Source organism: Arthrobacter sp. Soc17.1.1.1 (genome assembly GCF_036867195.1).
In the GTDB taxonomy this organism is placed as follows: domain Bacteria; phylum Actinomycetota; class Actinomycetes; order Actinomycetales; family Micrococcaceae; genus Arthrobacter_D.
Map to the genome: position 1 here is coordinate 1350014 of NZ_JBAJII010000001.1, position 25741 is coordinate 1375754.

At 70.6% G+C, this 25741-nt stretch carries 18 protein-coding genes and 1 rRNA gene; 16 read left to right on the plus strand and 3 right to left on the minus strand.

Annotated features, from left to right (window positions below):
• Positions 1-182 precede the first annotated feature (182 nt).
• Complete coding sequence (gene pheS, locus V6S67_RS06150; RefSeq protein WP_334209400.1) at positions 183-1274, plus strand: phenylalanine--tRNA ligase subunit alpha; 1092 nt, start codon at positions 183-185, stop codon at positions 1272-1274.
• A complete protein-coding gene (pheT, locus tag V6S67_RS06155) occupies positions 1275-3818 on the plus strand; it encodes a phenylalanine--tRNA ligase subunit beta (RefSeq protein WP_334209401.1) in 2544 nt (847 codons plus the stop codon).
• 93 nt (positions 3819-3911) lie between these two features.
• On the opposite strand, the gene V6S67_RS06160 is transcribed toward pheT, so the two are convergent.
• Positions 3912-4877 carry a quinone oxidoreductase family protein gene (locus tag V6S67_RS06160; protein WP_334209402.1) on the minus strand — a complete coding sequence of 322 codons (966 nt, stop codon included), beginning with the start codon at positions 4875-4877 and terminating at the stop codon, positions 3912-3914.
• 124 nt (positions 4878-5001) lie between these two features.
• Between V6S67_RS06160 and argC the strand changes: the two genes are divergently transcribed.
• From argC to V6S67_RS06205, 9 genes are all read left to right on the plus strand, one after another.
• Positions 5002-6033 carry an N-acetyl-gamma-glutamyl-phosphate reductase gene (argC, locus tag V6S67_RS06165; protein ID WP_334209403.1) on the plus strand — a complete coding sequence of 344 codons (1032 nt, stop codon included), beginning with the start codon at positions 5002-5004 and terminating at the stop codon, positions 6031-6033.
• Positions 6030-7199: a bifunctional glutamate N-acetyltransferase/amino-acid acetyltransferase ArgJ gene (argJ, locus tag V6S67_RS06170; RefSeq protein ID WP_334209404.1), complete on the plus strand. Its 1170-nt coding sequence runs from the start codon at positions 6030-6032 to the stop codon at positions 7197-7199. The genes argC and argJ overlap by 4 nt, the downstream gene beginning before the upstream one ends.
• Positions 7200-7210: 11 nt before the next feature.
• The gene (gene argB / locus V6S67_RS06175; RefSeq protein ID WP_334209405.1) at positions 7211-8158 is read left to right on the plus strand and encodes an acetylglutamate kinase; all 948 of its coding nucleotides are present in this window, start codon (positions 7211-7213) and stop codon (positions 8156-8158) included.
• Positions 8155-9450 carry an acetylornithine transaminase gene (locus V6S67_RS06180; RefSeq protein WP_334209406.1) on the plus strand — a complete coding sequence of 432 codons (1296 nt, stop codon included), beginning with the start codon at positions 8155-8157 and terminating at the stop codon, positions 9448-9450. Before argB ends, V6S67_RS06180 begins: the two co-directional genes overlap by 4 nt.
• On the plus strand, positions 9447-10430 hold the full coding sequence (gene argF, locus V6S67_RS06185) for an ornithine carbamoyltransferase (RefSeq protein ID WP_334209407.1): 984 nt from the start codon (positions 9447-9449) through the stop codon (positions 10428-10430). The genes V6S67_RS06180 and argF overlap by 4 nt, the downstream gene beginning before the upstream one ends.
• Positions 10427-10966 (plus strand): arginine repressor, encoded by a 540-nt coding sequence (locus V6S67_RS06190; RefSeq protein WP_334209408.1) that lies wholly within the window; start codon positions 10427-10429, stop codon positions 10964-10966. Before argF ends, V6S67_RS06190 begins: the two co-directional genes overlap by 4 nt.
• Before the next feature lie 134 nt (positions 10967-11100).
• A complete protein-coding gene (locus tag V6S67_RS06195; protein ID WP_334209409.1) occupies positions 11101-12303 on the plus strand; it encodes an argininosuccinate synthase in 1203 nt (400 codons plus the stop codon).
• Between the two features lie 143 nt (positions 12304-12446).
• The gene (argH, locus tag V6S67_RS06200) at positions 12447-13865 is read left to right on the plus strand and encodes an argininosuccinate lyase (protein ID WP_334209410.1); all 1419 of its coding nucleotides are present in this window, start codon (positions 12447-12449) and stop codon (positions 13863-13865) included.
• Between the two features lie 123 nt (positions 13866-13988).
• Complete coding sequence (locus V6S67_RS06205) at positions 13989-15953, plus strand: ABC transporter ATP-binding protein (protein WP_334209411.1); 1965 nt, start codon at positions 13989-13991, stop codon at positions 15951-15953.
• Between the two features lie 4 nt (positions 15954-15957).
• Here V6S67_RS06205 and V6S67_RS06210 read toward each other — a convergent pair whose 3' ends face one another.
• The gene (locus V6S67_RS06210) at positions 15958-16503 is read right to left on the minus strand and encodes a methylated-DNA--[protein]-cysteine S-methyltransferase (RefSeq protein WP_334209412.1); all 546 of its coding nucleotides are present in this window, start codon (positions 16501-16503) and stop codon (positions 15958-15960) included.
• 42 nt (positions 16504-16545) lie between these two features.
• On the minus strand, positions 16546-18129 hold the full coding sequence (locus V6S67_RS06215) for a DNA-3-methyladenine glycosylase 2 family protein (protein WP_334209413.1): 1584 nt from the start codon (positions 18127-18129) through the stop codon (positions 16546-16548).
• A 91-nt stretch (positions 18130-18220) separates the two neighbouring features.
• Here V6S67_RS06215 and V6S67_RS06220 point away from each other — a divergent pair, with 91 nt between their 5' ends.
• The 5 genes from V6S67_RS06220 to V6S67_RS06240 all read left to right on the plus strand — a co-directional run bounded on the left by V6S67_RS06220 (position 18221) and on the right by V6S67_RS06240 (position 25159).
• Positions 18221-18859 carry a DNA-3-methyladenine glycosylase gene (locus tag V6S67_RS06220; protein ID WP_334209414.1) on the plus strand — a complete coding sequence of 213 codons (639 nt, stop codon included), beginning with the start codon at positions 18221-18223 and terminating at the stop codon, positions 18857-18859.
• An 80-nt stretch (positions 18860-18939) separates the two neighbouring features.
• Positions 18940-19443 carry an adenine phosphoribosyltransferase gene (locus V6S67_RS06225; protein WP_334211544.1) on the plus strand — a complete coding sequence of 168 codons (504 nt, stop codon included), beginning with the start codon at positions 18940-18942 and terminating at the stop codon, positions 19441-19443.
• 47 nt (positions 19444-19490) lie between these two features.
• Positions 19491-21743 carry a HelD family protein gene (locus V6S67_RS06230; protein ID WP_334209415.1) on the plus strand — a complete coding sequence of 751 codons (2253 nt, stop codon included), beginning with the start codon at positions 19491-19493 and terminating at the stop codon, positions 21741-21743.
• Between the two features lie 12 nt (positions 21744-21755).
• On the plus strand, positions 21756-23078 hold the full coding sequence (tyrS, locus tag V6S67_RS06235) for a tyrosine--tRNA ligase (protein ID WP_334209416.1): 1323 nt from the start codon (positions 21756-21758) through the stop codon (positions 23076-23078).
• Positions 23079-23625: 547 nt separating this feature from the next.
• Positions 23626-25159 (plus strand): 16S ribosomal RNA (locus V6S67_RS06240).
• Positions 25160-25741 lie beyond the last annotated feature (582 nt).

Here is a 25741-nt window from a genome sequence, read left to right on the forward strand (position 1 = left end):
ACCGCGCCCCCGCCCCGAGGGCGGGGACGATCGCCGGACGTTGCGGCGGCGTCGAACCGGTCGCCTAGACTTGACACGCCGGTGCGCGCTCGCTGCGAGCCGGCCTTTTCCTGTTCCCGCCAGAGGCGCGGCCCGCTCCGGCAGGCCGCCCGCCGTCCGAGAGTGCAAGGTAAGCCACCCCCATGTCCGAAACCCCAGAGCACACCGGGCCCGACGGCCCCGATGCCCCCGAGGCTCGCGTCCCCGATCCGCTGGACGCCTCGTCGGTCGCCGCGGCCGTGGACGCCGCGCTCGCCGCCATCGCGGCGGCCGCAGACCTCGACGGGCTGAAGGGGGTGCGGATCGCGCACACCGGCGAGAAGTCGCCGCTGAGCCTCGCCAACCGGGGGATCGGCGCCCTGCCCAAGGACCAAAAGTCCGCCGCCGGCAAGAACATCGGCCCGGCCCGCGGCCGGATCAACCAGGCGCTCGCCGCCCGCACCGTGGAGCTCGAAGCCGAGCGTGACGCGCGGATCCTCATCGAGGAGGCCGTCGACGTCACCGCGGCCCCGCGCCGTCGCCGGACGGGAGCGCGGCATCCGCTGTCGACGCTGCAGGAGCGGGTCAGCGACGTCTTCGTCGGCATGGGCTGGGAGATCGCCGAGGGGCCCGAGCTCGAGTCGGAGTGGTTCAACTTCGACGCCCTGAACTTCAAGCCGGACCACCCGGCCCGCGAGATGCAGGACACCTTCTTCGTGGAGCCCCCGGAGGCCCACCTGGTGCTGCGCACGCACACGTCGCCGGTCCAGGTGCGCTCCATGCTCGAGCGCGAGCTGCCCATCTACGTCCTGTGCCCGGGCAAGGTGTTCCGCACGGACGAACTCGACGCCACCCACACGCCCGTGTTCCACCAGTTCGAGGGCCTCGCCATCGACAAGGGCCTCACCATGGCCGACCTCGTGGGCACGCTGGAGCACTTCACGCAGCAGCTGTTCGGCGACGACGCCCGGGTGCGGCTGCGCCCCAACTACTTCCCCTTCACCGAACCGAGCGCGGAACTGGACATCTGGCACCCCGGTGCCAAGGGCGGCCCACGCTGGATCGAGTGGGGCGGCTGCGGCATGGTCAACCCCAACGTCCTCCGCGCCACCGGGATCGACCCGGACGTCTACTCCGGCTTCGCCTTCGGCATGGGGATCGAGCGGGCCCTCATGTTCCGCAACGAGGTCGGCGACATGCACGACATGATCGAGGGCGACGTACGTTTCAGCGAACACTTCGGGATGGAGATCTAGGTGAGAATCCCACTGTCATGGCTGCGCGAATACGCAGCCGTCCCCGCGGACGCGACCGCGGAAGAGGTCATGGCCGAGCTCGTCAAGGTGGGGCTGGAGGAGGAGGACGTCCACCGTCCCACCGACGGGCTGAGCGGCCCGATCGTCGTGGGCCAGGTGCTCAGCGTCGTCAAGGAGCCCCAGTCCAACGGCAAGACCATCAACTGGTGCCAGGTCCGCGTGGTACCGGAGGGCACCGAGCAGACGCTCACGGGCGACGGCATCGACCCCTCCGGCGTGCAGGGCATCGTCTGCGGCGCCCACAACTTCGTCGAGGGTGACAAGGTCGTGGTGACACTGCCCGGCGCCGTCCTGCCCGGCGACTTCCGCATCAGCCCCCGCAAGACCTACGGCCACGTGTCCGCGGGCATGATCGCGTCGGTGCGTGAGCTCGGGATCGGCGACGACCACGACGGCATCCTGGTGCTCTCCACCCTGGGGCTCGACCCCGAGGTGGGCACCGACGCCATGGAACTGCTCGGCCTGTACGACGAGGCCGCGGAGATCAACGTGACCCCCGACCGCGGGTACTGCTTCTCCATCCGCGGCGTCGCCCGCGAGTACGCGCATGCCACCGGGACGGCGTTCACCGATCCGGCCGGTACCGTCGTCGTGCCTCCCGCCGCCGGCCCCGGGTACCCGGTGCGCCTCGAGGACGCGGCGCCCATCTACGGCACGCCGGGGTGTGACCGCTTCGTGGTGCGGACGGTGCGCGGCGTCGACCCGACGCGGCCCACGCCCCCCTGGCTGTCCGCGCGCCTGCGCCTCGCCGGGATCCGCTCCATCTCCCTCGTGGTCGACATCTCCAACTACGTGATGCTGGAGCTCGGCCAGCCGCTGCACTTCTACGACCTCGACAAGCTGTCGGGCGACATCGTGGTACGGCGCGCCGGTGCGGGGGAGACCCTCCGCACCCTCGACGACAGGGAGCGCACGCTCGACCCCGAGGACCTCCTCATCACCGACGCGTCCGGGCCGATCGGCATCGCGGGCGTGATGGGCGGCGCCTCCACCGAGGTGTCCGACGGCACCCGCAACGTGCTCATCGAGTCCGCCCACTTCGACGACGTCAGCATCGGACGCTCGCGTCGCCGCCACCGGCTCCCGTCCGAGGCGTCCAAGCGCTTCGAGCGCGGCGTCGACTGGCGAATCGCGGACATCGCCGCGCAGCGAGCCGTCGGACTCCTCCTCGACCTCGCCGGCGGCACCGTGGACGAGGCCGCGACCGACGTCGGGCAGGAGCCCGCGCCGCGCGTCATCGACCTCGCCGCCGATTTCCCGGCGCGCCTGGTCGGACGTGCCTTCACCGACGAGGAGATCACCGGGACGCTCACCGACCTCGGGGCCGCCGTGGAGGCGACCGACGGCGGCTACCGGGTCACCGCGCCCAGCTGGCGCACCGACCTCGAGACGCGCGAGGACCTGACCGAGGAGATCATCCGCCTCGTCGGCTACGACACGATCCCGTCGACCCTGCCCGTCGCGCCGCCCGGTCGCGGGCTGACGCGTGTCCAGCAGCAGCGCCGCCGGCTCCTCAACGCGCTGGCGGCGGCCGGCCTCACCGAGGTGCTGTCCTACCCGTTCGTCGGGGCACGCGCCAACGCCGTCTTCGGCAGCCCGGAGGAGGGCGCCGACGTGCCGTCGGTGAAGCTCGCCAACCCGCTCAGCGCGGAACGCGGCTACCTCCGCCGGTCGCTCCTGCCGGGCCTCGTCGAGCTGGCGAAGCGGAACCACTCGCGCGGGTTCCGCGATCTGGCGCTGTTCGAGTCCGGCGCGGTCTTCCTGCCGGCCGGGCCCCTGGGGACGGAGTCCATCCCGCCGCTGGGCGTCAGGCCCGACGACGGCGTGCTCGACGCCCTCTACGCCGGGATCCCCGACCAGCCGCAGACCGTCGCCGCGCTGTTCACCGGCCACGAGACCGCCCCCTCGGCCGGGGTCGCAACGCGCGCCTGGGACTGGGCCGATGCCGTCGACGTGGTGCAGCTGATGGCTCAGGTCACCGGCGTCGACGTCGTGGTCCGGCAGGGGAGCCACCAGGCGTTCCATCCGGGCCGGACCGCGGAGATCTCGCTGCGCAGCGGTGAGGTGCTCGGCTACGCGGGCGAGCTCCACCCGAAGCTGATCGCGGCCGAGGACCTCCCGGCACGCACGGTCGCGCTCGAGGTGGACGTCGACCTGCTGTTCGAGGCCGCCGCCGACGTCATCGTCGCGCGGCCGCTGTCCACGTATCCGCCGGCCACGCAGGACGTCGCGCTCGTGGTGGACGCCGCCGTGGTCGCGGGCGACGTGCTCGAGACACTGCGCGAGGGCGCCGGCGAGCTGCTCGAGGACGTCAGCCTGTTCGACGTCTACACGGGACAGGGCATCGGGGAGGGCCGGAAGTCGCTGGCCTTCGCCCTGCGGTTCCGGGCGCCGGACCGCACGCTGACCGCGGAGGAGGCGAGTGCCGCACGTGATGCCGCCGTGGCCCTCGCCGCCGACCGGTTCGGTGCCGTGCAGCGCTGATCTCCTGCGTGGAGGCCCGTCCCGTGCAGAGGGGCGGGCCTCCCCGGCTGGAGCACCACGCAGACGCAGGTGGAGGCATCCCTGCCGGAACGCTCAGGGGATCAGCAGGACCTTGCCGGTGGTCCGCCGCGCCTGGAGGTCCTCGTGGGCGCGGGCCGCGTCGGCCAGTGCGTACCGTGCGCCGATCCTCACGTCGAGCTGACCCGCCGCGACGGCGCCGAACAGCTCCTCCGACCGCCAGCGCCGCTCCTCGGGGGTGAGCAGGTAGTGGGCGAGCGTCGGCCGCGTCACGAAGAGCGAGCCCCCGCTGTTCAGGCGCTGCAGGTCCACCGGCGGTACCGCCCCGGACGCGGCACCGAAGAGGACCATCGTGCCGCGGATGCGCAGCGAGCGCAGCGATTCGTCGAAGGTGGCCTTCCCGACCCCGTCGAACACGACATCCACCCCGGTGCCGCCGGTCGAGGTCCTCACCGCGTCGGCGAAGCCTTCGTACCGCAGCACCTCGTCGGCGCCGGCGCCCCGCGCCAGATCCTCCTTCTCGGCGGTGGACACGGTAGTGATCACCCGGGCGCCCCTGGCCTTGAGCAGCTGGATCAGTAGCAGACCCACGCCACCGGCGCCGGCATGCACGAGGACGGTGTGTCCGGACCGGACGGGGAACGTCGAGGTGATGAGGTAGTGCGCCGTCATGCCCTGCAGGGGGAGGGCGGCCGCGGTCTCGAGGTCCACGCCGTCGGGTACGGGCAGTGCACGATCGGCGTCCACGAGGGCGTACTCCGCGTAGGTGTTCCTGCCTTCGGCGAACGCCACCCGGTCACCCGCCTCGAAGTCCGTTACGCCCTCGCCCAGCGCCTCCACGGTCCCCGCCGCCTCGGCTCCGGGGGTGAATGGATGCTCGACGGCGTAGACGCCGCTCCGCTGGTAGGTCTCGATGAAGTTGACCCCGGCGGCCGCCACCTTCACGAGGAGCTGGCCGGGGGCGGGTTCCGGGCGTTCGACGGTTGCGAGGGTGAGGACGTCCGGACCGCCGGGTGCGGTGACGACGATGGCTGAGGGCATGATGGTTCCCTTTCGGTGGCGTTCCCTCATGCTATTCCCGGGCGGACCGACGGTGCGCTGATCGCCACCCACTGCCTGCATAACTATGTGAAGTAACGCATGGAGTTGCTGTAGGATCGACTCCATGACGTTCACAGCAGCTGTTTCCGGCGCCAGCGGCTACGCCGGGGGCGAGCTCCTGCGCCTCCTCGCCAACCACCCCGACATCGAGGTCGGGGCGATCACCGCCCACAGCAATGCCGGGTCCCGCCTCGGTGAGCTGCAGCCCCACCTGCACTCCCTCGCCGACCGCGTGCTGCAGGACACCACGCCCGAGGTCCTCGCGGGGCACGACGTCGTCTTCCTCGCCCTGCCGCACGGCACGAGCGCGGAGCTCGCTGCGCAGCTGTCACCCGACACCCTGGTCATCGATGCCGGCGCGGACCACCGGCTGCAGGATCCCGCCGCGTGGGAGAAGTTCTACGGTTCCGTCCATGCCGGCAGCTGGCCGTACGGGCTGCCGGAGCTCCCGGGCTGCCGGAGCGACCTCTTGGGGGCCCGACGCATCGCCGTGCCGGGCTGCTATCCCACGAGCGTGCTGCTCGCCCTGACCCCCGGTTTCGTCGCCGGTCTCCTGGAGCCGGACGACGTCGTCATCGTCTCCGCCTCCGGCACCTCCGGCGCAGGTAAGGCGGCCAAGCCGAACCTGATCGGCTCCGAGGTCATGGGCGGCATGAGCCCCTACGGCGTCGGCGGCGGCCACCGGCACACCCCCGAGATGGAGCAGGGACTCAGTCTCGCGGCCGGCGAGCGCGTCTCGCTGTCGTTCACGCCGACCCTCGCACCGATGGCCCGCGGCATCCTCACGACGGCGACCGCACGTGTGAAGCCCGGCATCGGGTACGCGCAGCTGAGGAACGCATGGGAAGCCGCCTACGCGGACGAACCGTTCGTGCGGGTGCTCCCGGAGGGCCAGTGGCCCTCGACGAAGTCGGTGCTCGGCAGCAACCACGCCGCCCTGCAGCTCGCCTTCGACGAGCATGCCGGCCGCGTGATCGTCAGCAGCGTCATTGACAACCTCACCAAGGGGACCGCCGGCGGCGCCGTGCAGTCCATGAACATCGCCCTCGGACTCGATGAGACCGCGGGCCTGACCATCCAGGGGATCGCACCGTGAGCATCACCTATCCGGGCGGGTTCCGCGCCGCAGGCGTCGCAGCCGGCCTCAAGAGCACCGGCAAGCCCGACGTCGCCCTCGTGGTCAATGACGGGCCGCTGCACAACGCCGCGGCGGTCTTCACCTCGAACCGCGTGGCGGCCGCCCCCGTCCTGTGGTCGCGCCAGGTCGTGTCCGACGGACGCGTCGACGCCGTCGTGCTCAACTCGGGGGGCGCCAATGCGTGCACCGGGCCGGAGGGGTTCCAGAACACCCACCGGACGGCGGAGGTCACCGCCGAACTGCTCGGCGTCTCCGCGACCGACGTGTTCGTGTGCTCCACCGGCCTCATCGGTGAACAGCTCCCGATGGACAGGCTCCTCCCCGGGGTGACGGAGGCCGCCGGGTCGCTCGGCAGGGGAGGCGGGCCCACCGCGGCCGAGGCGATCATGACCACGGACACCGTGTCCAAGGAGGCGCGTTACCCGGCCACCGCCGACTCCCCGAGCGAGGGGTACGCCATCGGCGGCATGGCCAAGGGCGCCGGCATGCTCGCGCCGGGACTCGCCACCATGCTCGTGGTCCTGACGACGGACGCCGCCCTGGACGCCGCAGCCCTCGACGCGGCCCTCCACGACGCCACCCGCGTGAGCTTCGACCGGACCGACGCGGACGGCTGCATGTCCACGAACGACACCGTGGTGCTGCTCGCCTCCGGCGCCGCCGGCGTCGCCCCCGACCAGGCGCAGTTCACGGCCGCGCTCACGCAGGTCTGCCTCGACCTCGCCGCACAGCTGATCCACGACGCCGAGGGTGCGAGCCACACCATCGCCGTGACCACGGTCAATGCGGCCAGCGAGCGCGACGCCGAGGTGGTCAGCCGCGCCGTCGCCCGCTCCAACCTCTTCAAGACGGCGATCTTCGGCAACGACCCGAACTGGGGACGCGTCCTCGCCGCCGTCGGCACGACGGACGCCGCGTTCGAACCCGACCGGCTGAACGTGTCCATGAACGGCGTGCAGATCTGCCGCAACGGCGGCATCGGGGAGTCCCGCGATCTCGTGGACCTCACCGCGCACGACGTCACGGTCGAGATCGACCTCGCCGCCGGGCCCGCGAGCGCCACGATCTGGACCAACGACCTCACGCACGAGTACGTGCACGAGAACTCCGCGTACTCGAGCTGACGGGAGCCACCATGAACGGCACGCCCCACACCTCCACGCTCCAGGCCCAGGACAAGGCCGCGACGCTGATGGAGGCCCTGCCCTGGATCCAGCGCTTCGCCGGGACCACGATGGTCATCAAGTACGGCGGCAACGCCATGGTGGACGACGCCATGCGGCGCGCCTTCGCCGAGGACATCGTCTTCCTGCACCACGTCGGCATCCGTCCCGTCGTGGTGCACGGGGGAGGACCGCAGATCAACGCGATGCTGGAGCGCCTCGGGATCGAGTCCGAGTTCAAGGGCGGGCTGCGCGTCACGACCCCCGAGGCCATGGACGTGGTGCGGATGGTCCTCACCGGCCAGGTCGGCCGTGAACTCGTGGGCCTCATCAACTCGCACGGACCCTACGCCGTCGGCCTGTCGGGGGAGGACGGCGGCCTGCTCCGCGCCGTCCGCACCGGCACCGTCGTCGACGGCGAGCCCGTGGACCTCGGGCTGGTCGGCGAGGTGACCGCCGTGCACCCGGGCGCCATCCTCGACATCCTGCAGGCCGGCCGCATCCCGGTCATCTCGACCGTCGCCCCCGAGTACGACGGCGACGGCGAGGCGACGCAGCAGGTGCTCAACGTCAACGCCGACTCCGCGGCCGCCGCGCTCGCCGCAGCCCTCGGCGCGTCGAAGCTCGTGATCCTCACCGACGTCGAGGGCCTCTACGCCGCCTGGCCGGACCGCGGCTCCCTCATCTCCTCCCTCTCCACGACGCAGCTGCGCGAGCTCCTGCCGGGCCTGGAATCGGGCATGATCCCGAAGATGAAGGCCTGCCTCCAGGCCGTCGAGTCCGGCGTCGAGCGCGCGCACATCGTCGACGGGCGCCTGGCCCACTCCATGCTGCTGGAGATCTTCACCACCGCGGGCATCGGTACGCAGGTCGTACCGGACGCCGCCGCCGTCATCGACACCCCGGGAGCGCCCTCGTGAACGACACCGCGACAACCCCGACCCCTCCGGGCGCGGCGACAGACGGGACCGGGCGCGCCGCCGACGCGCTCACGGGTGCCGCGTCCGGCGCGGACTGGCTCGCCCGGTACACCGGGTCGCTGATGGGCGTGTTCGGCACGCCGCAGCGCGTCCTCGTGCGCGGTGCGGGCTGCACGGTGTGGGACGCCGACGGCAACGAGTACCTCGACCTCCTCGCGGGGATCGCGGTGAACGCCCTCGGCCACGCGCACCCGTTCGTCACGTCCGTCATCTCGAGCCAGCTGGCGACCCTCGGCCACATCTCCAACTTCTTCACGAGCCCCACGCAGGTGGCGCTCGCCGAGAAGCTGCTGGAGCTCTCCCAGGCACCGGCCGGATCCCGCGTCTTCTTCACCAACTCCGGGGCCGAGGCCCTCGAGGCGGCCATGAAGCTGGCGCGCCGCAACAGCACGCCTGCGCGCCACCGGATCCTGGCCCTCGACGGAGCCTTCCACGGCAGGACCATGGGCGCTCTCGCGCTCACCTCCAAGAAGGCCTACCGCGAACCGTTCGAACCGCTGCCCGGCGGCGTCGAGCACATCCCGTTCGACGACGTCGACGCCCTGCGCACCGCCATGGACGGGTCCGTGGCGGCCCTCGTGATCGAACCCATCCAGGGGGAGGCGGGAGTCCGCCCGCTCTCCCCGGAGTACCTCCGCGCCGCACGGGACCTCACCCGCGAGCACGGTGCCCTGCTGATCCTCGACGAGGTCCAGTCCGGGATCGCCCGGACGGGCCGCTGGTTCGCCCACCAGTGGGTGGACGGCGTCGTGCCGGATGCCATGACCCTCGCCAAGGGCCTCGGCGGCGGCTTCCCCGTCGGCGCGCTCGTCACGTTCGGCGAGGACGTCTCGACGCTGATCTCCGCGGGCCAGCACGGCACCACGTTCGGCGGCAACCCGGTGGCGACGGCGGCAGGGCTCGCGACCCTCCACACGCTCGAATCGTCGGCCGCGCTGCAGCACGTGGCCGACGTCGGCGCCTACCTGCGGGAGCACCTCGCCGGCGTGCACGGCGTCACCTCCGTGCGCGGGGAGGGGCTGCTCATCGGGTTCGATCTCGACGGCGCCCACGCACCGGCGGCGGTGCAGGCCGCGCTCGCCGCAGGATTCATCATCAACGCGACCGGTCCGGGCACCATCCGCCTCGCCCCGCCGCTGATCCTCACGCGGGAGCAGGCCGCGACGTTCATCGACGCCCTGCCCTCGATCCTCACGACCGCCCGCACGACTGCCCGGGAGGCAATCTCATGACGCGCCACTTCCTCGTCGACACGGATCTCTCGCCCGCCGAGCAGGCCGAGGTGCTCGACCTCGCCGCCGAGCTGAAGTCGAAGCCGTACTCCCACGCGCCCTTCGCCGGGGAGGGGGCGGGACGGAAGACCGTCGCGGTGATCTTCGACAAGACCTCCACCCGCACCCGGGTCTCCTTCGCCGCGGGGATCGCCGACCTCGGCGGGGTGCCGCTCATCATCGGGGCGGGCGACTCCCAGCTCGGGCACAAGGAATCCATCACGGACACGGCGAAGGTGCTCGAGCGGATGGTCGCCACGATCGTCTGGCGCACCTACGCCCAGGCGGGCCTCGAGGAGATGGCCGCGGCATCGAGCGTCCCGGTCATCAACGCCCTGTCCGACGACTACCACCCCTGCCAGCTGCTCGCTGACCTCCTGACCATCCGCGAGCACAAGGGCACCCTCGCCGGACTGACCATGACCTACCTCGGGGACAGCGCCAACAACATGGCCAACTCCTACCTGCTCGCCGGCGCCACGGCCGGCATGCACGTCCGGGTCGCCGGGCCCGACGGCTACCTGCCCGACGCCGCGGTGGTGGCCGCCGCCGAGCAGCGCGCCGCGCAGACCGGCGGTTCCGTCCTCGTGACCACGGACGCAGCCGCCGCTCTCGCGGGCGCGGACGTCGTGGCGACGGACACCTGGGTGTCCATGGGCCAGGAGGACGAGAAGGCCGCGCGGCAGGACCTCTTCCGGGCGTACGCGGTCGACGCGGCGGCCATGGCGCAGGCCGCTCCCGACGCCGTCGTGCTCCACTGCCTGCCCGCCTACCGGGGGTACGAGATCAGTGCGGACGTCATCGACGGCCCGCAGTCCCTGGTCTGGGACGAGGCCGAGAACCGGCTGCACGCGCAGAAGGCCCTCATGGCGTGGCTCGTGGCGAAGTCGGTGACCCCGGGGACCCCGGGGACCCCGGAGTCACCGGGGACGCGGTCGTGACCGTGCAGCGCGATTCGGCCCGACCCACCACGAAGACGGCGCGGCACGCCCGCATCACGGACCTGCTGACGGCGCAGTCCGTGCGCTCGCAGGTCGAGCTCGCCACTCTCCTCGCGGCCGAGGGCGTGCAGGTGAACCAGGGGACGCTGTCACGGGACCTCGTGGAACTCGGCGTCGTGCGCGTGCGGGGGGCCGACGGCGCCCTGGTCTACGCGGTCCCGGTGGAGGGCGGCGGGCGCCACGTGCAGAGCGCCGTCTCCCAGGAGCTCCTCGATGCACGGCTGGCGAAACTGTGCACCGAACTGCTCGTGACCGCCGAGGCCTCGGGCAACATCGTCATCCTGCGCACCCCGCCGGGAGCGGCGAACTTCCTCGCCCTGGCCATCGACCACTCCGTGATGCCCTCGATCCTCGGCACCATCGCGGGCGACGACACCGTGATGCTCGTGAGCCGCGACCCGGACGGCGGAGCGGCCGTCGCCGAGCGGTTCCTCGGGCTCGCCCGGGAGCCGCAGGGCCCCGCCGACCCCTCCTGACCCCACCCGGCCGTCCCGCAGGGACCGGCCCAGCGCCGGCCGTGCCCGGCATGACACCCTGAACACCTACAGACCACCTACAGACCACCCACAGACCACGGGCACCCGCCCGGACAATCGAAGGAGCATCTCCCGTGACAGAACGCATCGTCCTCGCCTACTCCGGCGGACTCGACACCTCCGTCGCCATCGGCTGGATCGCCGAAGCAACCGGGGCCGAGGTCATCGCCGTGGCCGTCGACGTCGGGCAGGGCGGCGAGTCCCTCGAGACCATCCGCCAGCGCGCGCTCGGCTGCGGTGCGGTCGAGGCGTACGTGGCCGACGCCCGCGAGGAGTTCGCCACCGACTACTGCATGCCCGCCCTGAAGACCAACGCCCTCTACATGGACGCGTATCCGCTGGTCTCGGCCCTGTCGCGGCCCGTCATCGTCAAGCACCTCGTCGCCGCGGCGCGGGAGTTCGGCGCCACGACCGTGTCCCACGGCTGCACGGGCAAGGGCAACGACCAGGTGCGGTTCGAGGTGGGCATCCAGACCCTCGGCCCGGACCTGAAGTGCATCGCGCCCGTCCGGGACCTCGCCCTCACCCGCGACAAGGCGATCGCCTTCGCCGAGGAGAAGGGCCTGCCGATCGAGACCACCAAGAAGAACCCGTTCTCCATCGACCAGAACGTGTGGGGCCGCGCGGTCGAGACGGGTTTCCTCGAGGACATCTGGAACGGTCCCACCAAGGACGTCTACGACTACACGGCGTCGCCCGAGTTCCCGCCCGCCGCGGACGAGGTGACCATCTCCTTCAGGGAGGGCATCCCCGTGGCGATCGACGGCCACGCCGTCACACCGCTGCAGGCCATCGAGGAGCTCAACCGCCGCGCCGGCGCGCAGGGCATCGGCCGCATCGACATCGTCGAGGACCGCCTCGTCGGGATCAAGAGCCGCGAGATCTACGAGGCCCCCGGTGCCATGGCCCTCATCGCCGCGCACCGCGAACTCGAGAACGTGACGATCGAGCGCGAGCAGGCACGCTTCAAGAAGACCGTCGACCAGCGCTGGACCGAACTGGTGTACGACGGCCAGTGGTTCTCCCCGCTGAAGCGCTCGCTCGACACCTTCGTCGACGACACCCAGAAGTACGTCACCGGCGACATCCGCATGGACCTCCACGGCGGCCGCGCGACCGTCACGGGTCGCCGGTCCGACGTCGCCCTGTACGACTTCAACCTCGCCACGTACGACTCCGGCGACACCTTCGACCAGTCGATGGCCCGCGGCTTCATCGAGATCTTCGGGCTGTCCTCCAAGGTCGCCTCGAGCCGGGACCAGCGGGCGGGCGCCTGATGGCTCCAGCGCAGGACGGCGGGCGCCCGGTGCGCCCGGTGGGCCCACGAGCGCAGGGGTCCCCGGCCGAGCGAAGCGAGGTCGGGGTGCGCCCGGTGGGCCCACGAGCGCAGGGGTCCCCGGCCGAGCGAAGCGAGGTCGGGGTGCGCCCGGGGACCAACGAGGGGTCGCTGTGGGGCGGGCGGTTCGCCGGCGGCCCCGCGGACGCCCTCGCCGCCCTGAGCAAGTCGACGCACTTCGACTGGCGGCTCGCAACGTACGACATCGAGGGATCCCGTGCCCACGCGCGCGTGCTCCACCGGGCGGGCCTGCTCGACGACGCCGAACTCGCCGGCATGATCGACGCCCTCGACCGGCTGGACACCGACGTGCGGTCCGGCGCCTACCTGCCGGCCGAGACCGACGAGGACGTGCACGGCTCGCTCGAGCGCGGCCTGATCGAGCGCGCTGGCCCGGCCCTCGGCGGCAAGCTGCGCGCCGGCCGGTCGCGCAACGACCAGGTGGCGACGCTGGGACGCATGTACCTGCGAGACCACGCCCGCATCATCGCCGGCGGCGTCCTCGCGACCATCGGCGCGCTCGTCGACCAGGCGGAGGCGCACCTCGAGGTGGCGATGCCCGGCCGCACGCACCTGCAGCACGCCCAGCCCGTGCTGCTGAGCCACCACCTCCTGGCCCACGCGTGGGCGCTGCTGCGCGACGTGCAGCGCCTGCAGGACTGGGACCGGCGCGCCGGCGTCTCGCCCTACGGCTCCGGCGCCCTGGCCGGGTCGTCGCTGGGCCTCGACCCCGAGGCCGTCGCCGCCGACCTCGGCTTCTTCTCCGCCACGCACAACTCCATCGACGGCACCGCCGCGCGGGACGTGTACGCGGAGTTCGCGTGGGTGACGGCCATGATCGGCGTCGACCTCTCCCGCGTGAGCGAGGAGATCATCCTCTGGGCCACGAAGGAGTTCTCCTTCGTCACGCTCGACGACGCCTACTCCACGGGCTCGTCGATCATGCCGCAGAAGAAGAACCCCGACGTCGCAGAGCTCGCGCGCGGCAAGGCGGGCCGGCTGATCGGGGACCTGACCGGACTGCTCGCGACGCTCAAGGGCTTGCCCCTTGCGTACAACCGCGACCTGCAGGAGGACAAGGAGCCCGTGTTCGACGCCGTCGACACACTGGAGGTCCTCCTGCCGGCGGTGTCCGGCATGATCGCGACGCTCGTCTTCAACACCGGGCGCATGACGGCGCTCGCCCCCCAGGGATTCGCCCTGGCCACGGACATCGCCGAGTGGCTCGTCCGGCAGGGCGTCCCGTTCCGCGAGGCGCACGAGCTCTCGGGAGCCGCCGTGCGGGTCGCCGAGCAGCGCGGCGTCGAGCTGTGGGACCTGACGGACGAGGAGTTCGCGGGAATCTCCGCGCACCTCACGCCTGCCGTCCGCGAGGTCCTGACGGTCGAGGGTTCCCTGGCCAGCCGCGACGCGCAGGGCGGCACGGCCCCCGCCGCCGTGCGGCGCCAGCTCGCCGTGCTGCGCGGAGAGCTCGACGACGTCACGGGGTACGCGGGTCCGTGACCCGAGCGGCGTGGCTCCCGCCCGGAGCCACGCCGCCCCGGGCGTCCGGGTGGTCCCGATGCCCCGCTACGCCGGCCGCGAAAGTCCTTTGACACGCCCCCGCCCCCGGCGCAGTGTGAGTCCATGCAGCCCACCGACCAGCGCGCGACGCTCCGCGAGTTCTTCCCCTACCTGCGGGGGCACGTCCGCGTGCTCGTGGTGGTCGCCGCCGTCTCCCTGATCTCGACCGGCCTCGCGATCGCCCAGCCCCTCATGGTCCAGCAACTCGTCAACGCCGTCTCTGCCGGCCGTGCCGCCACGATGTTCATCTGGCTGCTCGTGGCCATCACCCTCGGCGGCGCGGTGTTCGGTGCCGCCCAGTCCTACCTCCTGCAGCGGACCGCGGAATCGGTGGTCCTCGGGGTCCGCCGGTCCCTGGTCGGCCGGCTGCTGGCCCTGCCGATCCGCGAGTTCGACCGGCGCAGGGTCGGCGACCTCATGTCGCGCGTCGGGTCCGACACCACACTGATGCGCAGCGTCATCACCTCGGGGCTGTTCGAGATCGTGTCCTCGGTGCTGATGTTCTTCGCCGCCGTCGTCCTGATGGTGCTCATCGATCCGCTGCTGTTCGGCATCACCCTGGCCGCCGTCCTCCTCGGCGCGGGAGGCGTGCTGTTCCTGGGCCGGCTCATCCGCAAGCGCAGCCGGGACGTGCAGGACGCCGTCGGGTCCATGACCGCGGCCGTCGAGCGGGGCCTCTCGGGGATCCGCACCATCAAGGCCTCCGTGGCCGAGGAGCGCGAGGCCGCCGTGATCGACGTCGAGGCCACGATGGCCTACCGGGCGGGTATCGCGATGGCCCGGCTCCAGGCGGCGGTCCAGCCCATCATGTCGATCTGCATCCAGGGTGCCTTCATCGTGGTGCTCGCCGTCGGCGGTATCCGCGTCGCTGCGGGGGAGCTGCTGCTCGGCGACCTCATCGCGTTCATCCTCTACCTGTTCCTGCTCGTGATGCCCATCGGCTCCGCCATGAGCGCCTTCGTGCAGATCCAGTCCGGGCTGGCCGCGCTGGACCGCATCCAGGAGATCGCGCGGCTCGAGCCCGAGCGGACGGACGAGGAGCAGCCGCTCCCGGCGGGGCCCGCCGTGCCTGCCGGGGCGGTCCCGGCGCCCCAGCCCCCGCCGCGCGCACCGGCTGCCGCGGCGAGCGCGAGGGGCACGATCGAGCTCCGCGATGTCAGCTTCCGCTACACCGCGACGGACGCGTCCACCGGCGGAACGGCCGCAGCAGGGGGAGCCGCGGGTCAGGCGGCAGGTCAGGCGGCGGGTCAGGCGGCGGGTCAGGCGGCAGGGCGGGACGGCCGGCAGGGACCCGTGTCGCCCGATCCGCTGGAGGAACTGGACCCCTTCGAGGGCGAACCCCTCGTCCTCGACGGTGTCAGCTTCTCCGTCCCCGCGGGCAGCAGGACGGCACTGGTCGGGCCGTCGGGCGCCGGCAAGTCCACCGTGCTCGCACTCCTCGAACGGTTCTACGAGCCGACGGACGGCAGGATCATCGTCGACGGCACCGATCTGTCCCGGATCCCGCGGTCCGAGCTCCGCTCCCGCATCGGCCTCGTGGAACAGGAGGCCCCCGTGCTCAGCGGGACGCTCGCGGACAACCTGCGGCTGGCCGCTCCGCAGGCGAGCGACGACCAGCTCCGGCGCGTCCTCGCCGCCGTGGGCCTCGACGAGCTCGGGGAGCGGTCGGACGACGGCCTCGACCTCAACCTGGGGGAGGACGGCATCCGCCTGTCCGGTGGACAGCGGCAGCGCCTGGCCTGGGCGCGGGTGATCCTCGCGGACCGGCCCGTCCTGCTGATGGACGAGCCGACGTCCGCCGTCGACTCCCGCACCGAGCAGCTCCTCCAGCGGACGCTGGGGGAGGCCTCGCGGAACCGGACGGTCGTCGTGGTGGCCCACCGACTGTCGACCATCGCGGACTTCGACCAGATCGTCGTGCTCGACCAGGGGCGCGTGGAGGCCGTCGGCACGCACGAGGAGCTCCTCGGGAGCAGCGAGCTCTACCGCGACATGGCAGCCCGCCAGCGCCTCGTGGCGCACGCCTGAGCGATCAGACCAGGGGAGCGCGCCCGGCCTCGCGGTCGAGCAGGCGCTGCTTCACCGGCAGCCCCCACCGGAACCCGCCGAGCGTCCCGTCCGTGCGGATGATCCTGTGGCACGGGACGAAGAGCGCTGCGGCGTTCCGGGCGCAGGCGGCCGCGGCGGCCCGGACGGCGGCGGGGTTGCCGGCACGCTCGGCGTACTGGAGGTAGGTGACCGGCGCCCCCGGTCGGACGGCGCGGAGCACCTCCCAGGCATGCACCCGGAACGGTCCCGAGGCCTGGCGCACCCGCACCGTCCCGATCGCGTCGAAGTCGCCGTCGTAGTAGCGGGAGACGGCGTCGAGGATCGGACGGACCGAGGAAGCGGCAGGATCGAAGGCCGCCGCCCGGATGCTCGGGTGGATCTGCCCCGTCAGCTCGGAGGCGAGCTCCGTCCACCCGGAGGCGAGCACCGTGCCCTCCGCCTCGATCACGGTGAAGGGGCCGTCGGGCGTACCGACGGTCGTGGTGGTGGTGCCGCGCAGCGCGGTCGGGGGAGTGAGGATGGCGGTCATGGTGGGGATCCCTTCGGTGGTCACAGGATAGGCGGGGCAGGGTCAGGCGACGACATCGGGCGGTTCTCCGCCGGTCCTGCCGGCGCTCCTGCCGGCGCTCCGCAGGGCGGCGCGCCAGAGGTGGAGGGTCGCGTACGAGCGCCAGGGGCGCACCGTTGCCATCGCGTCATCGAGAGACGGAGCGGGCGACGGTGCGGGAGCCGGTGCGGGAGCCGGCAGGGCGTCGGGCCCGACGGCTCCCCGGGCCACGAGACGCCAGCCCGCGTGCACGGCGGCGTCGGTCGGCAGGTGCGTGTCGGGATGGCCGAGGACGCGCATGGTGACGTAGTCCGCAGTCCATGGATCCACTCCGGGCAGCTGCAGCAGGTCGGCGCGCAGCGTCTCCGGTCGCGCTCCCACGCCCACCTCGAGCGCGCCCGACACCAGGAGGCGCGCCGCCGTCCGCAGGACGTCGTTTCGGCGGAGCGGCCCGCGCAGCAGCGGTCCGGGCGCGTCCGCGAGCTCCTGGGCGGACGGGAACATCCTCGACAGGCCGGTGCCGGGGACGTCGACGGAAGGGCCGATCCGGGCGAGGCGGCCGAGGGCTGCCGTGGCCGACGTGGCCGATGCGGCCGCCTGACGGCCGACGATCGCCCGGACGAGGATCTCGTGGGGGTCCACCGCACCGGGAAGACGGAGACCGGGGGTGTCGGCTGCGAGGCGACCGAAGACGGCGCTCCGGGCGAGGGCGGCATCGATGGCCACGGGGTCGGCGTCGAGGTCGAAGAGCCGCCGGATCCGGCTCAGCAGCGCCGGCAGGTCACCCAGTCCGGCCACCGAGACCGTCACCGGTAGTGCGGCCTGCCCGGTGCCGCGCGCCACCGCGGGGTCCGCTCTGAACCAGGCGGGGCCGGCGGGCAGGCGCAGCAGCCTCTCGTACCCCGCATCGGTCGCCTGTTCGACACCGGCCACGGCGCGCGCGGCGAGGAACCGGAAGATCCCGTTGTCGTACGGCAGCCGCGTAGGCAGGAACAGAAGGAGGCGCACGGGGCCGCCGGGCGCGGCATCCCGTGCGGGGGCGTCCTGCGGCTGCCGCGACGCGTCCCTCAGCTGTCCCGGTGTGAGGTCGAAGACCTGCTGGACGGTGTCGTTGAACTGGCGGATGCTCCCGAAGCCGGCCGCGAACGCCACGTCGGAGAAGCGCAGCGTCGAGGCGGTCAGCAGCGTCCTCGCGGTCTGTGCGCGGTGCGCGCGGGCGAGGGCCAGCGCGCCCGCTCCGAGCTCGTCCTTCAGGATGCGGTTGAGGTGGCGCGCCGAGTACCCGAGCCGCGCTGCGAGGCCCGCGACGCCCGACCTGTCCACCTCGCCGTCGGCGATGAGCCTCATGGCGCGGGCGGCGGCGTCGCTGCGGAGATTCCACTCCGGGTCGCCGGGCACCGCCTCCGGCAGGCACCGCTTGCAGGCGCGGTAGCCGGCCTCGTGCGCGGCGGCGGACGTGCGGTAGAAGGTGACGTTGGAGGGCTTCGGCGTGCGCGCCGGACACGAGGGGCGGCAATAGATGCCGGTGCTCGAGACGGCGGTGACGAACTGTCCGTCGAAGCGCACGTCGCGGGCGTCGATCGCCCGGTACTGCTGCCAGAAGTCCATGCCGTCATCCTTCCACCCGCCGGCAGCGCCTACTAGCGGGTTTCGGACACGACGGCGGGAACGTCCCTCCCGGGCTTGCTACGGTCGACGGGTGGAACAGAGCGGGGCGGCAGACGTACGTGCGAGGCTGGGCGGCAGCGCCCTCGACGTCGCCCCCTGGCTTCTCGGCGCACACCTGACCCACACGGACGACGACGGCCCGGTGACCGTCCGCGTCACCGAGGTGGAGGCCTACCTCGGCCCCGACGACCCGGGCTCGCACGCGTTCCGGGGGAAGACGGCACGGAACGCCACCATGTTCGGCCCGGCCGGCCACCTCTACGTCTACTTCACCTACGGCATGCACTACTGCGCGAACGTCGTGTGCGGCACCGAGGGGTGGGCCACGGGCCTGCTGCTCCGCGCGGGGGAGATCACCGAGGGCAGGGACCTCGCCCGCGAGCGGCGCTCGCGGCCCGCCACGGACCTCGACCTCGCGCGCGGCCCGGCCCGGCTCGCGCAGGCGCTGGGCCTAGATCGCCGGTCCGACGGCGCCGACGTCCTCGCGCACCCCTTCCGGCTCGTCCTGCCGGAGTCACCTCCCTCGGACGTCGGCCGTGGCCCCCGCGTCGGGGTGAGCGGTGTCGGCGGGACCGGGGAGTATCCGTGGCGTTTCTGGTTGCCCGGGGACCCGACCGTCTCGCGCTACCGTCCCGGCAAGCCCCCCGCAGCACGTAGTGTTGATCCGTGACAATCAGCGGAGCGGACGCCGGCAGCACCCCGGGGACCACAGCAGGACCAGCCGGACCCGCAGCGGATGCGGCGGGCGCGATCGACCGCCTGTGCGCCGTCGTCCCCGACTTCCCGTCGCCGGGCATCATGTTCCGCGACCTCACCCCCGTCTTCTCGGATGCCGAGGCCTTCCGGACCGTCGTCGACGCCGTCTCCGCACCGTTCGCCGGGACGTTCGACGCGGTCGCCGGCGTGGAGGCCCGCGGCTTCCTCCTCGCCGCCGCCGTCGCCTACGCGACCGGTACCGGCGTCGTCACCGTCCGCAAGGCGGGCAAGCTGCCCCGCGCCGTGTACAGCGAGTCCTACGACCTCGAATACGGGCAGGCGACGCTCGAGATCCACCAGTCCGACCTCCCCGCCGGGGCGCGCGTCCTGGTGCTCGACGACGTCCTGGCCACGGGTGGAACGCTCGTCGCCGCCTGTGCGTTGCTCGAAAGGGCCGGAGCCGCCGTCGTCGGCTGCGGAGTGGTCCTCGAACTGGGCGGGCTGGGCGGCCGGGACACCCTGGCAGGCCGCACCGTCCACGCGCTGAAGACCGTGTAGCGACGCGCTAGACTTGACGGTCCGTCTTTGAAGGAAGGTAGTGTCCGATGCACGAGACGCCCCATGCCAGGGCCGAGCTGGACCATGAGCGCCGCTACGTCGACGGGCTGTATCGCCGCCTCGACGAACTCCGCGCGGAGAAGGTCGAGCAGCTCGCCGAGGTCCGGCGCACGCAGGCGGCGGGCTCCCACCAGAACCGGTCGGAGCGGGACGCCTTCGCCACGATGTACGAGGACCGCCTCGCCCAGCTGAACGCCGTCGACGACCGCCTCGTGTTCGGCCGCCTGGACCTCGACAGCGGCGAGGAACGGTACATCGGGCGCATCGGCCTCTCGGACGACGACCTCCGGCAGCTCATGGTGGACTGGCGCGCACCCGAGGCGGGCACCTTCTACCAGGCCACCGCCTTCGAGCGCATGGGCGTCCGGCGCCGGCGCCATCTCATCCTGTCGCGGCGCGACGTCGTCGCCATCGAGGACGACGTCCTCGACGCGGACCTCCTCGGCGACGACGCCTCCCTGCAGGGCGAGGGCGCACTGCTCGCGGCGCTGAACTCGCGCCGCACCGGACAGATGTCCGACATCGTCGGTACCATCCAGGCCGAGCAGGACCGCATCATCCGGGCACCGCTCCCCGGGGTCACCGTGGTGCAGGGCGGCCCGGGGACCGGCAAGACGGCCGTGGCCCTCCACCGCGCCGCCTACCTCCTCTACACCCACCGCGACCGGCTGAAGTCGGCCGGCGTCCTCCTCGTCGGACCGACGGACGCCTTCATGAAGTACATCGAACGCGTGCTGCCGTCCCTCGGTGAGACCGGCGTGGTCATGGCCGGTATCGGCACCCTGATGCCGGGCGTGACGACGGTCCAGGAGGTGAGCGACGAGGTAGCGGCCATCAAGGGCCGCCTGCAGATGGCCGAGGTCCTCCGGGCCGCCGTCGCCAACCGGGAGCGTGTGCCGGCGGAGAACAAGCGGCTCAACGTCGAGGGGACCATGCTCACGCTCACCCCCCGGCAGGTGGCCCGAGCGCGCGACCGTGCGCGGGCGACCGGCAAGCCGCACAACGAAGCGCGCGTCACGTTCGTCAAGATCCTCCTCCGCGAGCTCACCGAGCAGCTGCTGGACAAGCTCGAGGAGTCGTCGGGCGGCGGGAACAATGCCGACCGCTCCTATCTCGCCGAGGACGTCCGCAGCTCGCGCGACGTGAGGATCGCGCTCAACCTCGCCTGGATGCCGCTCACCCCGCAGAAGCTCGTCTCCGAGCTGTTCGCCCGCCCCGGGCTGCTCCGTGCGGCGGCCCCCTCCTTCACGGACGCCGAGGTGGCCGCCCTGACGCGGCCGGCCGACGCCCCCTGGACCGAGGCGGATGTCCCCCTCCTCGACGAGGCCGCGGAGCTCCTGGGAGAACTGGACGCCTCGGCCGGACGGGACACCTCGGCCCGGGAGCAGGAGCAGAAGCGCGACCTCGCCAACGCCGAACGCGCCCTCGAGAACGTCAACGCCTCGCTCGAGGACGCCGGCGTGGACGGCGTGCTCACGGCGGAGGATCTCGCGCAGCACAACGCCGTGACCGCCACCCGCCTGTCCGCGGCGGAACGAGCCTCCGGCGACCGCACCTGGGCCTACGGACACATCGTGGTGGACGAGGCGCAGGAGCTCTCGCCCATGCAGTGGCGCCTCCTGATGCGTCGGTGCCCGCTGAAGTCGTTCACGATCGTCGGCGACATCGCCCAGACGAGCTCGGCGGCAGGGTCCAGGTCCTGGCAGCAGGCGCTCGAGCCGTTCGTGGGGGAGCGCTGGCAGCTGGAGGAGCTGACGGTCAACTACCGCACCCCCTCGCAGATCGCGGAGGCCGCGGTCCGGATGGCCAATGCCGCCGGCCTGGTCGTCTCCGCCCCGAAGGCGGTCCGTGAAGGTCGCTTCCCGCCCGTCCTCGACACCGTCCCGGATCTCCTGCCCGCCCTCGTGGAGGCGATGCCGGAGGAGCTGGCCGCGATCGACGGCGGGCTGCTCGCCGTCATCGCTCCCGAACACCTGGTGCACGATGTCCGCTCCGCCCTGCACCCGGTCTACGGCAGCCGCGTGGGGACGGGAGCCGGCGGGCCGGGCCAGGACATCGTGGTCATCGGACCCCGCGAGTCGAAGGGCCTGGAGTTCGACGGCGTCGTCATCCTCGAACCGCAGGAGATGCTCGACTCGGCGACGGCCCGGGTGGGCGATCTCTACGTCGCCATGACCCGCCCCACGCAGCGGCTCCGCGTCATCTCGAGCGGTCGGATTCCTGCCGGTATCGCCGGCTGATAATTTGGAGGGGTGTCCCAGCGAACAGAAACCCCGGTCAGTGGCCTCGACAGCCAGCGCAACGATCCGTCCTTCGACGGCGTGTACGACGAGCTCGTGTGGCGGGGCCTGGTCTATGTGTCCACCGACGAGGCCGAGCTGAGGGAACTGCTGGCCGGTGCGCCGATCACGTTCTACTGCGGCTTCGACCCGACGGCCCCGAGCCTGCACCTGGGCAACCTCGTCCAGCTCCTCACGATGCGCCGGCTGCAGCTGGCCGGTCACCGGCCCCTGGGCCTGGTCGGCGGGTCCACCGGTCTCGTCGGTGATCCCCGGCCCACGGCCGAGCGCACCATGAACACCAAGGAGACCGTCGCCGAGTGGGTCGGCTCCCTCCAGGGGCAGGTGCAGAGGTTCCTCGACTTCGAGGGCGGGAACGCCGCGCGGATGGTCAACAACCTCGACTGGACCGGGCCGATGAGCGTCATCGACTTCCTGCGCGACGTCGGCAAGTACTTCCGCGTGGGCACGATGATCAAGAAGGAGACCGTCGCCAAGCGGCTGAACTCCGACGAGGGCATCAGCTACACCGAGTTCAGCTACCAGATCCTGCAGGGCATGGACTTCCTCCAGCTGTTCCGCGACTACGGCTGCGTGCTGCAGACCGGCGGCTCCGACCAGTGGGGCAATCTCACCAGTGGCACGGACCTGGTGCGCAAGGTGGAGGGTACGAGCGTCCACGCCATCGGCACGCCGCTGATCACGAACTCGGACGGCACGAAGTTCGGCAAGAGCGAGGGCAACGCCATCTGGCTCGATGCCGCGATGACCAGCCCGTACGCGATGTTCCAGTTCTGGCTCAACACCTCTGACGCCGACGTGGCCGAACGGCTGCGGATCTTCACCTTCCGCACCCGCGCCGAGATCGAGGAGCTGGAGCGGGCGACGGCTGAGCGGCCGCACGAGCGGGCGGCGCAGCGCGCGCTGGCCTACGACGTCACCTCCCTGGTGCACGGCGTCGACGCGACCGAGAAGGTCATCGCCGCATCGGCCGCGCTCTTCGGACAGGGGGACCTCACGGCACTGGACCTCCCCACCCTCGAGGCCGCGACCGCGGAACTAAAATCCGTCGTCGTCACGAAGGAGGCCCTGGGGATCATCGACCTGCTGGTCGCCTCCGGTCTCTCGGCGAGCAACTCGGCCGCACGACGGACGGTGGCCGAAGGCGGTGCGTACGTGAACAACGCGAAGATCGCCGATGCGGACCACACCATGGACAGCGCGGATCTCCTCCACGGCCGGTACCTGCTCGTCCGCAGGGGCAAGCGCAATCTGGCCATGGTCGACGTCGGCTGACAGGTCGTCCCTCGGGGCCGGCATCCTCCTCCGGAGGGTGCCGGCCCTTCGCGTCCCACGACCCTGTGGGGTGCGGGTGTGGGTGGATTTGGTGTTGGGGTGGGGGGTCTCGTATAGTTATGGAGTTGCCCCGGTGAGGGCGGCAAACCCCCTTGCAGAGTTGAAGTTGTTTCAGCGTGTGCGGTGCATGTCGTTGGGATGGGCTTCTGGTTTGTTGTCGGTTGTGTGGGTCTGTTGGTGGGTCGTGGTTCGTCTTTCGGGGCGGAGGAGCGGTTCGGGACGGATTTGCGGGATCGGTTCGGTGGGGGTAAGCTTGTGAAGTTGCTTCGGAGCGAGGACATGACGGTTTGGTTGTGTTTGGTGCCGGTAGCTCCTGTTGTTTGAGAACTCAATAGTGTGCCAAGTTTGTTGATACCGATTGTTTTTTGATTGGTTGAATTTGCTGGTTGCCGCACCCCGTGTGGTGGCTGGTTTTTTTGGCTGGTTTCGAATTTTGTGCAGCATGGTTCCCCGTTTTCCCGGGGTTCGGTGTTGTGTCTGTGAATCATTTACGGAGAGTTTGATCCTGGCTCAGGATGAACGCTGGCGGCGTGCTTAACACATGCAAGTCGAACGATGAAGCCAGCTTGCTGGTGGATTAGTGGCGAACGGGTGAGTAACACGTGAGTAACCTGCCCTTGACTCTGGGATAAGCCTGGGAAACCGGGTCTAATACTGGATACGACCTTCCCACGCATGTGGTGTTGGTGGAAAGCTTTTGTGGTTTTGGATGGACTCGCGGCCTATCAGCTTGTTGGTGGGGTAATGGCCTACCAAGGCGACGACGGGTAGCCGGCCTGAGAGGGTGACCGGCCACACTGGGACTGAGACACGGCCCAGACTCCTACGGGAGGCAGCAGTGGGGAATATTGCACAATGGGCGCAAGCCTGATGCAGCGACGCCGCGTGAGGGATGAAGGCCTTCGGGTTGTAAACCTCTTTCAGTAGGGAAGAAGCTGATCTTTTGGGTTGGTGACGGTACCTGCAGAAGAAGCGCCGGCTAACTACGTGCCAGCAGCCGCGGTAATACGTAGGGCGCAAGCGTTATCCGGAATTATTGGGCGTAAAGAGCTCGTAGGCGGTTTGTCGCGTCTGCCGTGAAAGTCCGGGGCTTAACCCCGGATCTGCGGTGGGTACGGGCAGACTAGAGTGCAGTAGGGGAGACTGGAATTCCTGGTGTAGCGGTGAAATGCGCAGATATCAGGAGGAACACCGATGGCGAAGGCAGGTCTCTGGGCTGTAACTGACGCTGAGGAGCGAAAGCATGGGGAGCGAACAGGATTAGATACCCTGGTAGTCCATGCCGTAAACGTTGGGCACTAGGTGTGGGGGACATTCCACGTTTTCCGCGCCGTAGCTAACGCATTAAGTGCCCCGCCTGGGGAGTACGGCCGCAAGGCTAAAACTCAAAGGAATTGACGGGGGCCCGCACAAGCGGCGGAGCATGCGGATTAATTCGATGCAACGCGAAGAACCTTACCAAGGCTTGACATGAACCGGAATGATGCAGAGATGTGTCAGCCACTTGTGGCCGGTTTACAGGTGGTGCATGGTTGTCGTCAGCTCGTGTCGTGAGATGTTGGGTTAAGTCCCGCAACGAGCGCAACCCTCGTTCCATGTTGCCAGCGGGTTATGCCGGGGACTCATGGGAGACTGCCGGGGTCAACTCGGAGGAAGGTGGGGACGACGTCAAATCATCATGCCCCTTATGTCTTGGGCTTCACGCATGCTACAATGGCCGGTACAAAGGGTTGCGATACTGTGAGGTGGAGCTAATCCCAAAAAGCCGGTCTCAGTTCGGATTGAGGTCTGCAACTCGACCTCATGAAGTTGGAGTCGCTAGTAATCGCAGATCAGCAACGCTGCGGTGAATACGTTCCCGGGCCTTGTACACACCGCCCGTCAAGTCACGAAAGTTGGTAACACCCGAAGCCGGTGGCCTAACCCCTTGTGGGAGGGAGCCGTCGAAGGTGGGACCGGCGATTGGGACTAAGTCGTAACAAGGTAGCCGTACCGGAAGGTGCGGCTGGATCACCTCCTTTCTAAGGAGCGCCTCGAATCTTTCGTCCTCGTCCACTGTGGTGGGGGTGGGGTTCGCAGGAGTCAGCCCATAGCGCGGGCGTTTGTTCCGCGATGGGTGCTCATGGGTGGAATATCAATGAATAGGTGTCGTCGCTGGTGTTGGCCGGCTCGAGTACGCCTGGTGGCCTGTGTCGTGTGTCCTGTCTGTCTTCCTGTGTGGGAGGTGGTGGGGTGTGCGGTGTGGGGTGCGGGGTTGGAATGGGCGGGTTGATGTTTCTGGTGGCGGGTATCGTTTGGCACACTGTTGGGTCCTGAGATAACAGGGCCCTTTCGATCGTGGTTGTCGTCTCTGTCCGGTGCGGGTTGTGCTGGGTGTTCGTGGTGTCTGTGTGGTCTGTCCTTTGCGGGGTGGGGTGCGCGGCTGGTGCGGGTGTCCTGGTGGGATCCGGTGTCCGGGGGTTCGGTGATCGTTGGTTGGGGGGGTTTGGTTGTTTCTGGTTTCCCGCGCATGCTCTGTCCGTGTCCCGTGAGTGGGGGTGGGTGGGGGTGTGACGGGGTTGTTGGTTGAGAACTGCATAGTGGACGCGAGCATCTTAAAAAGA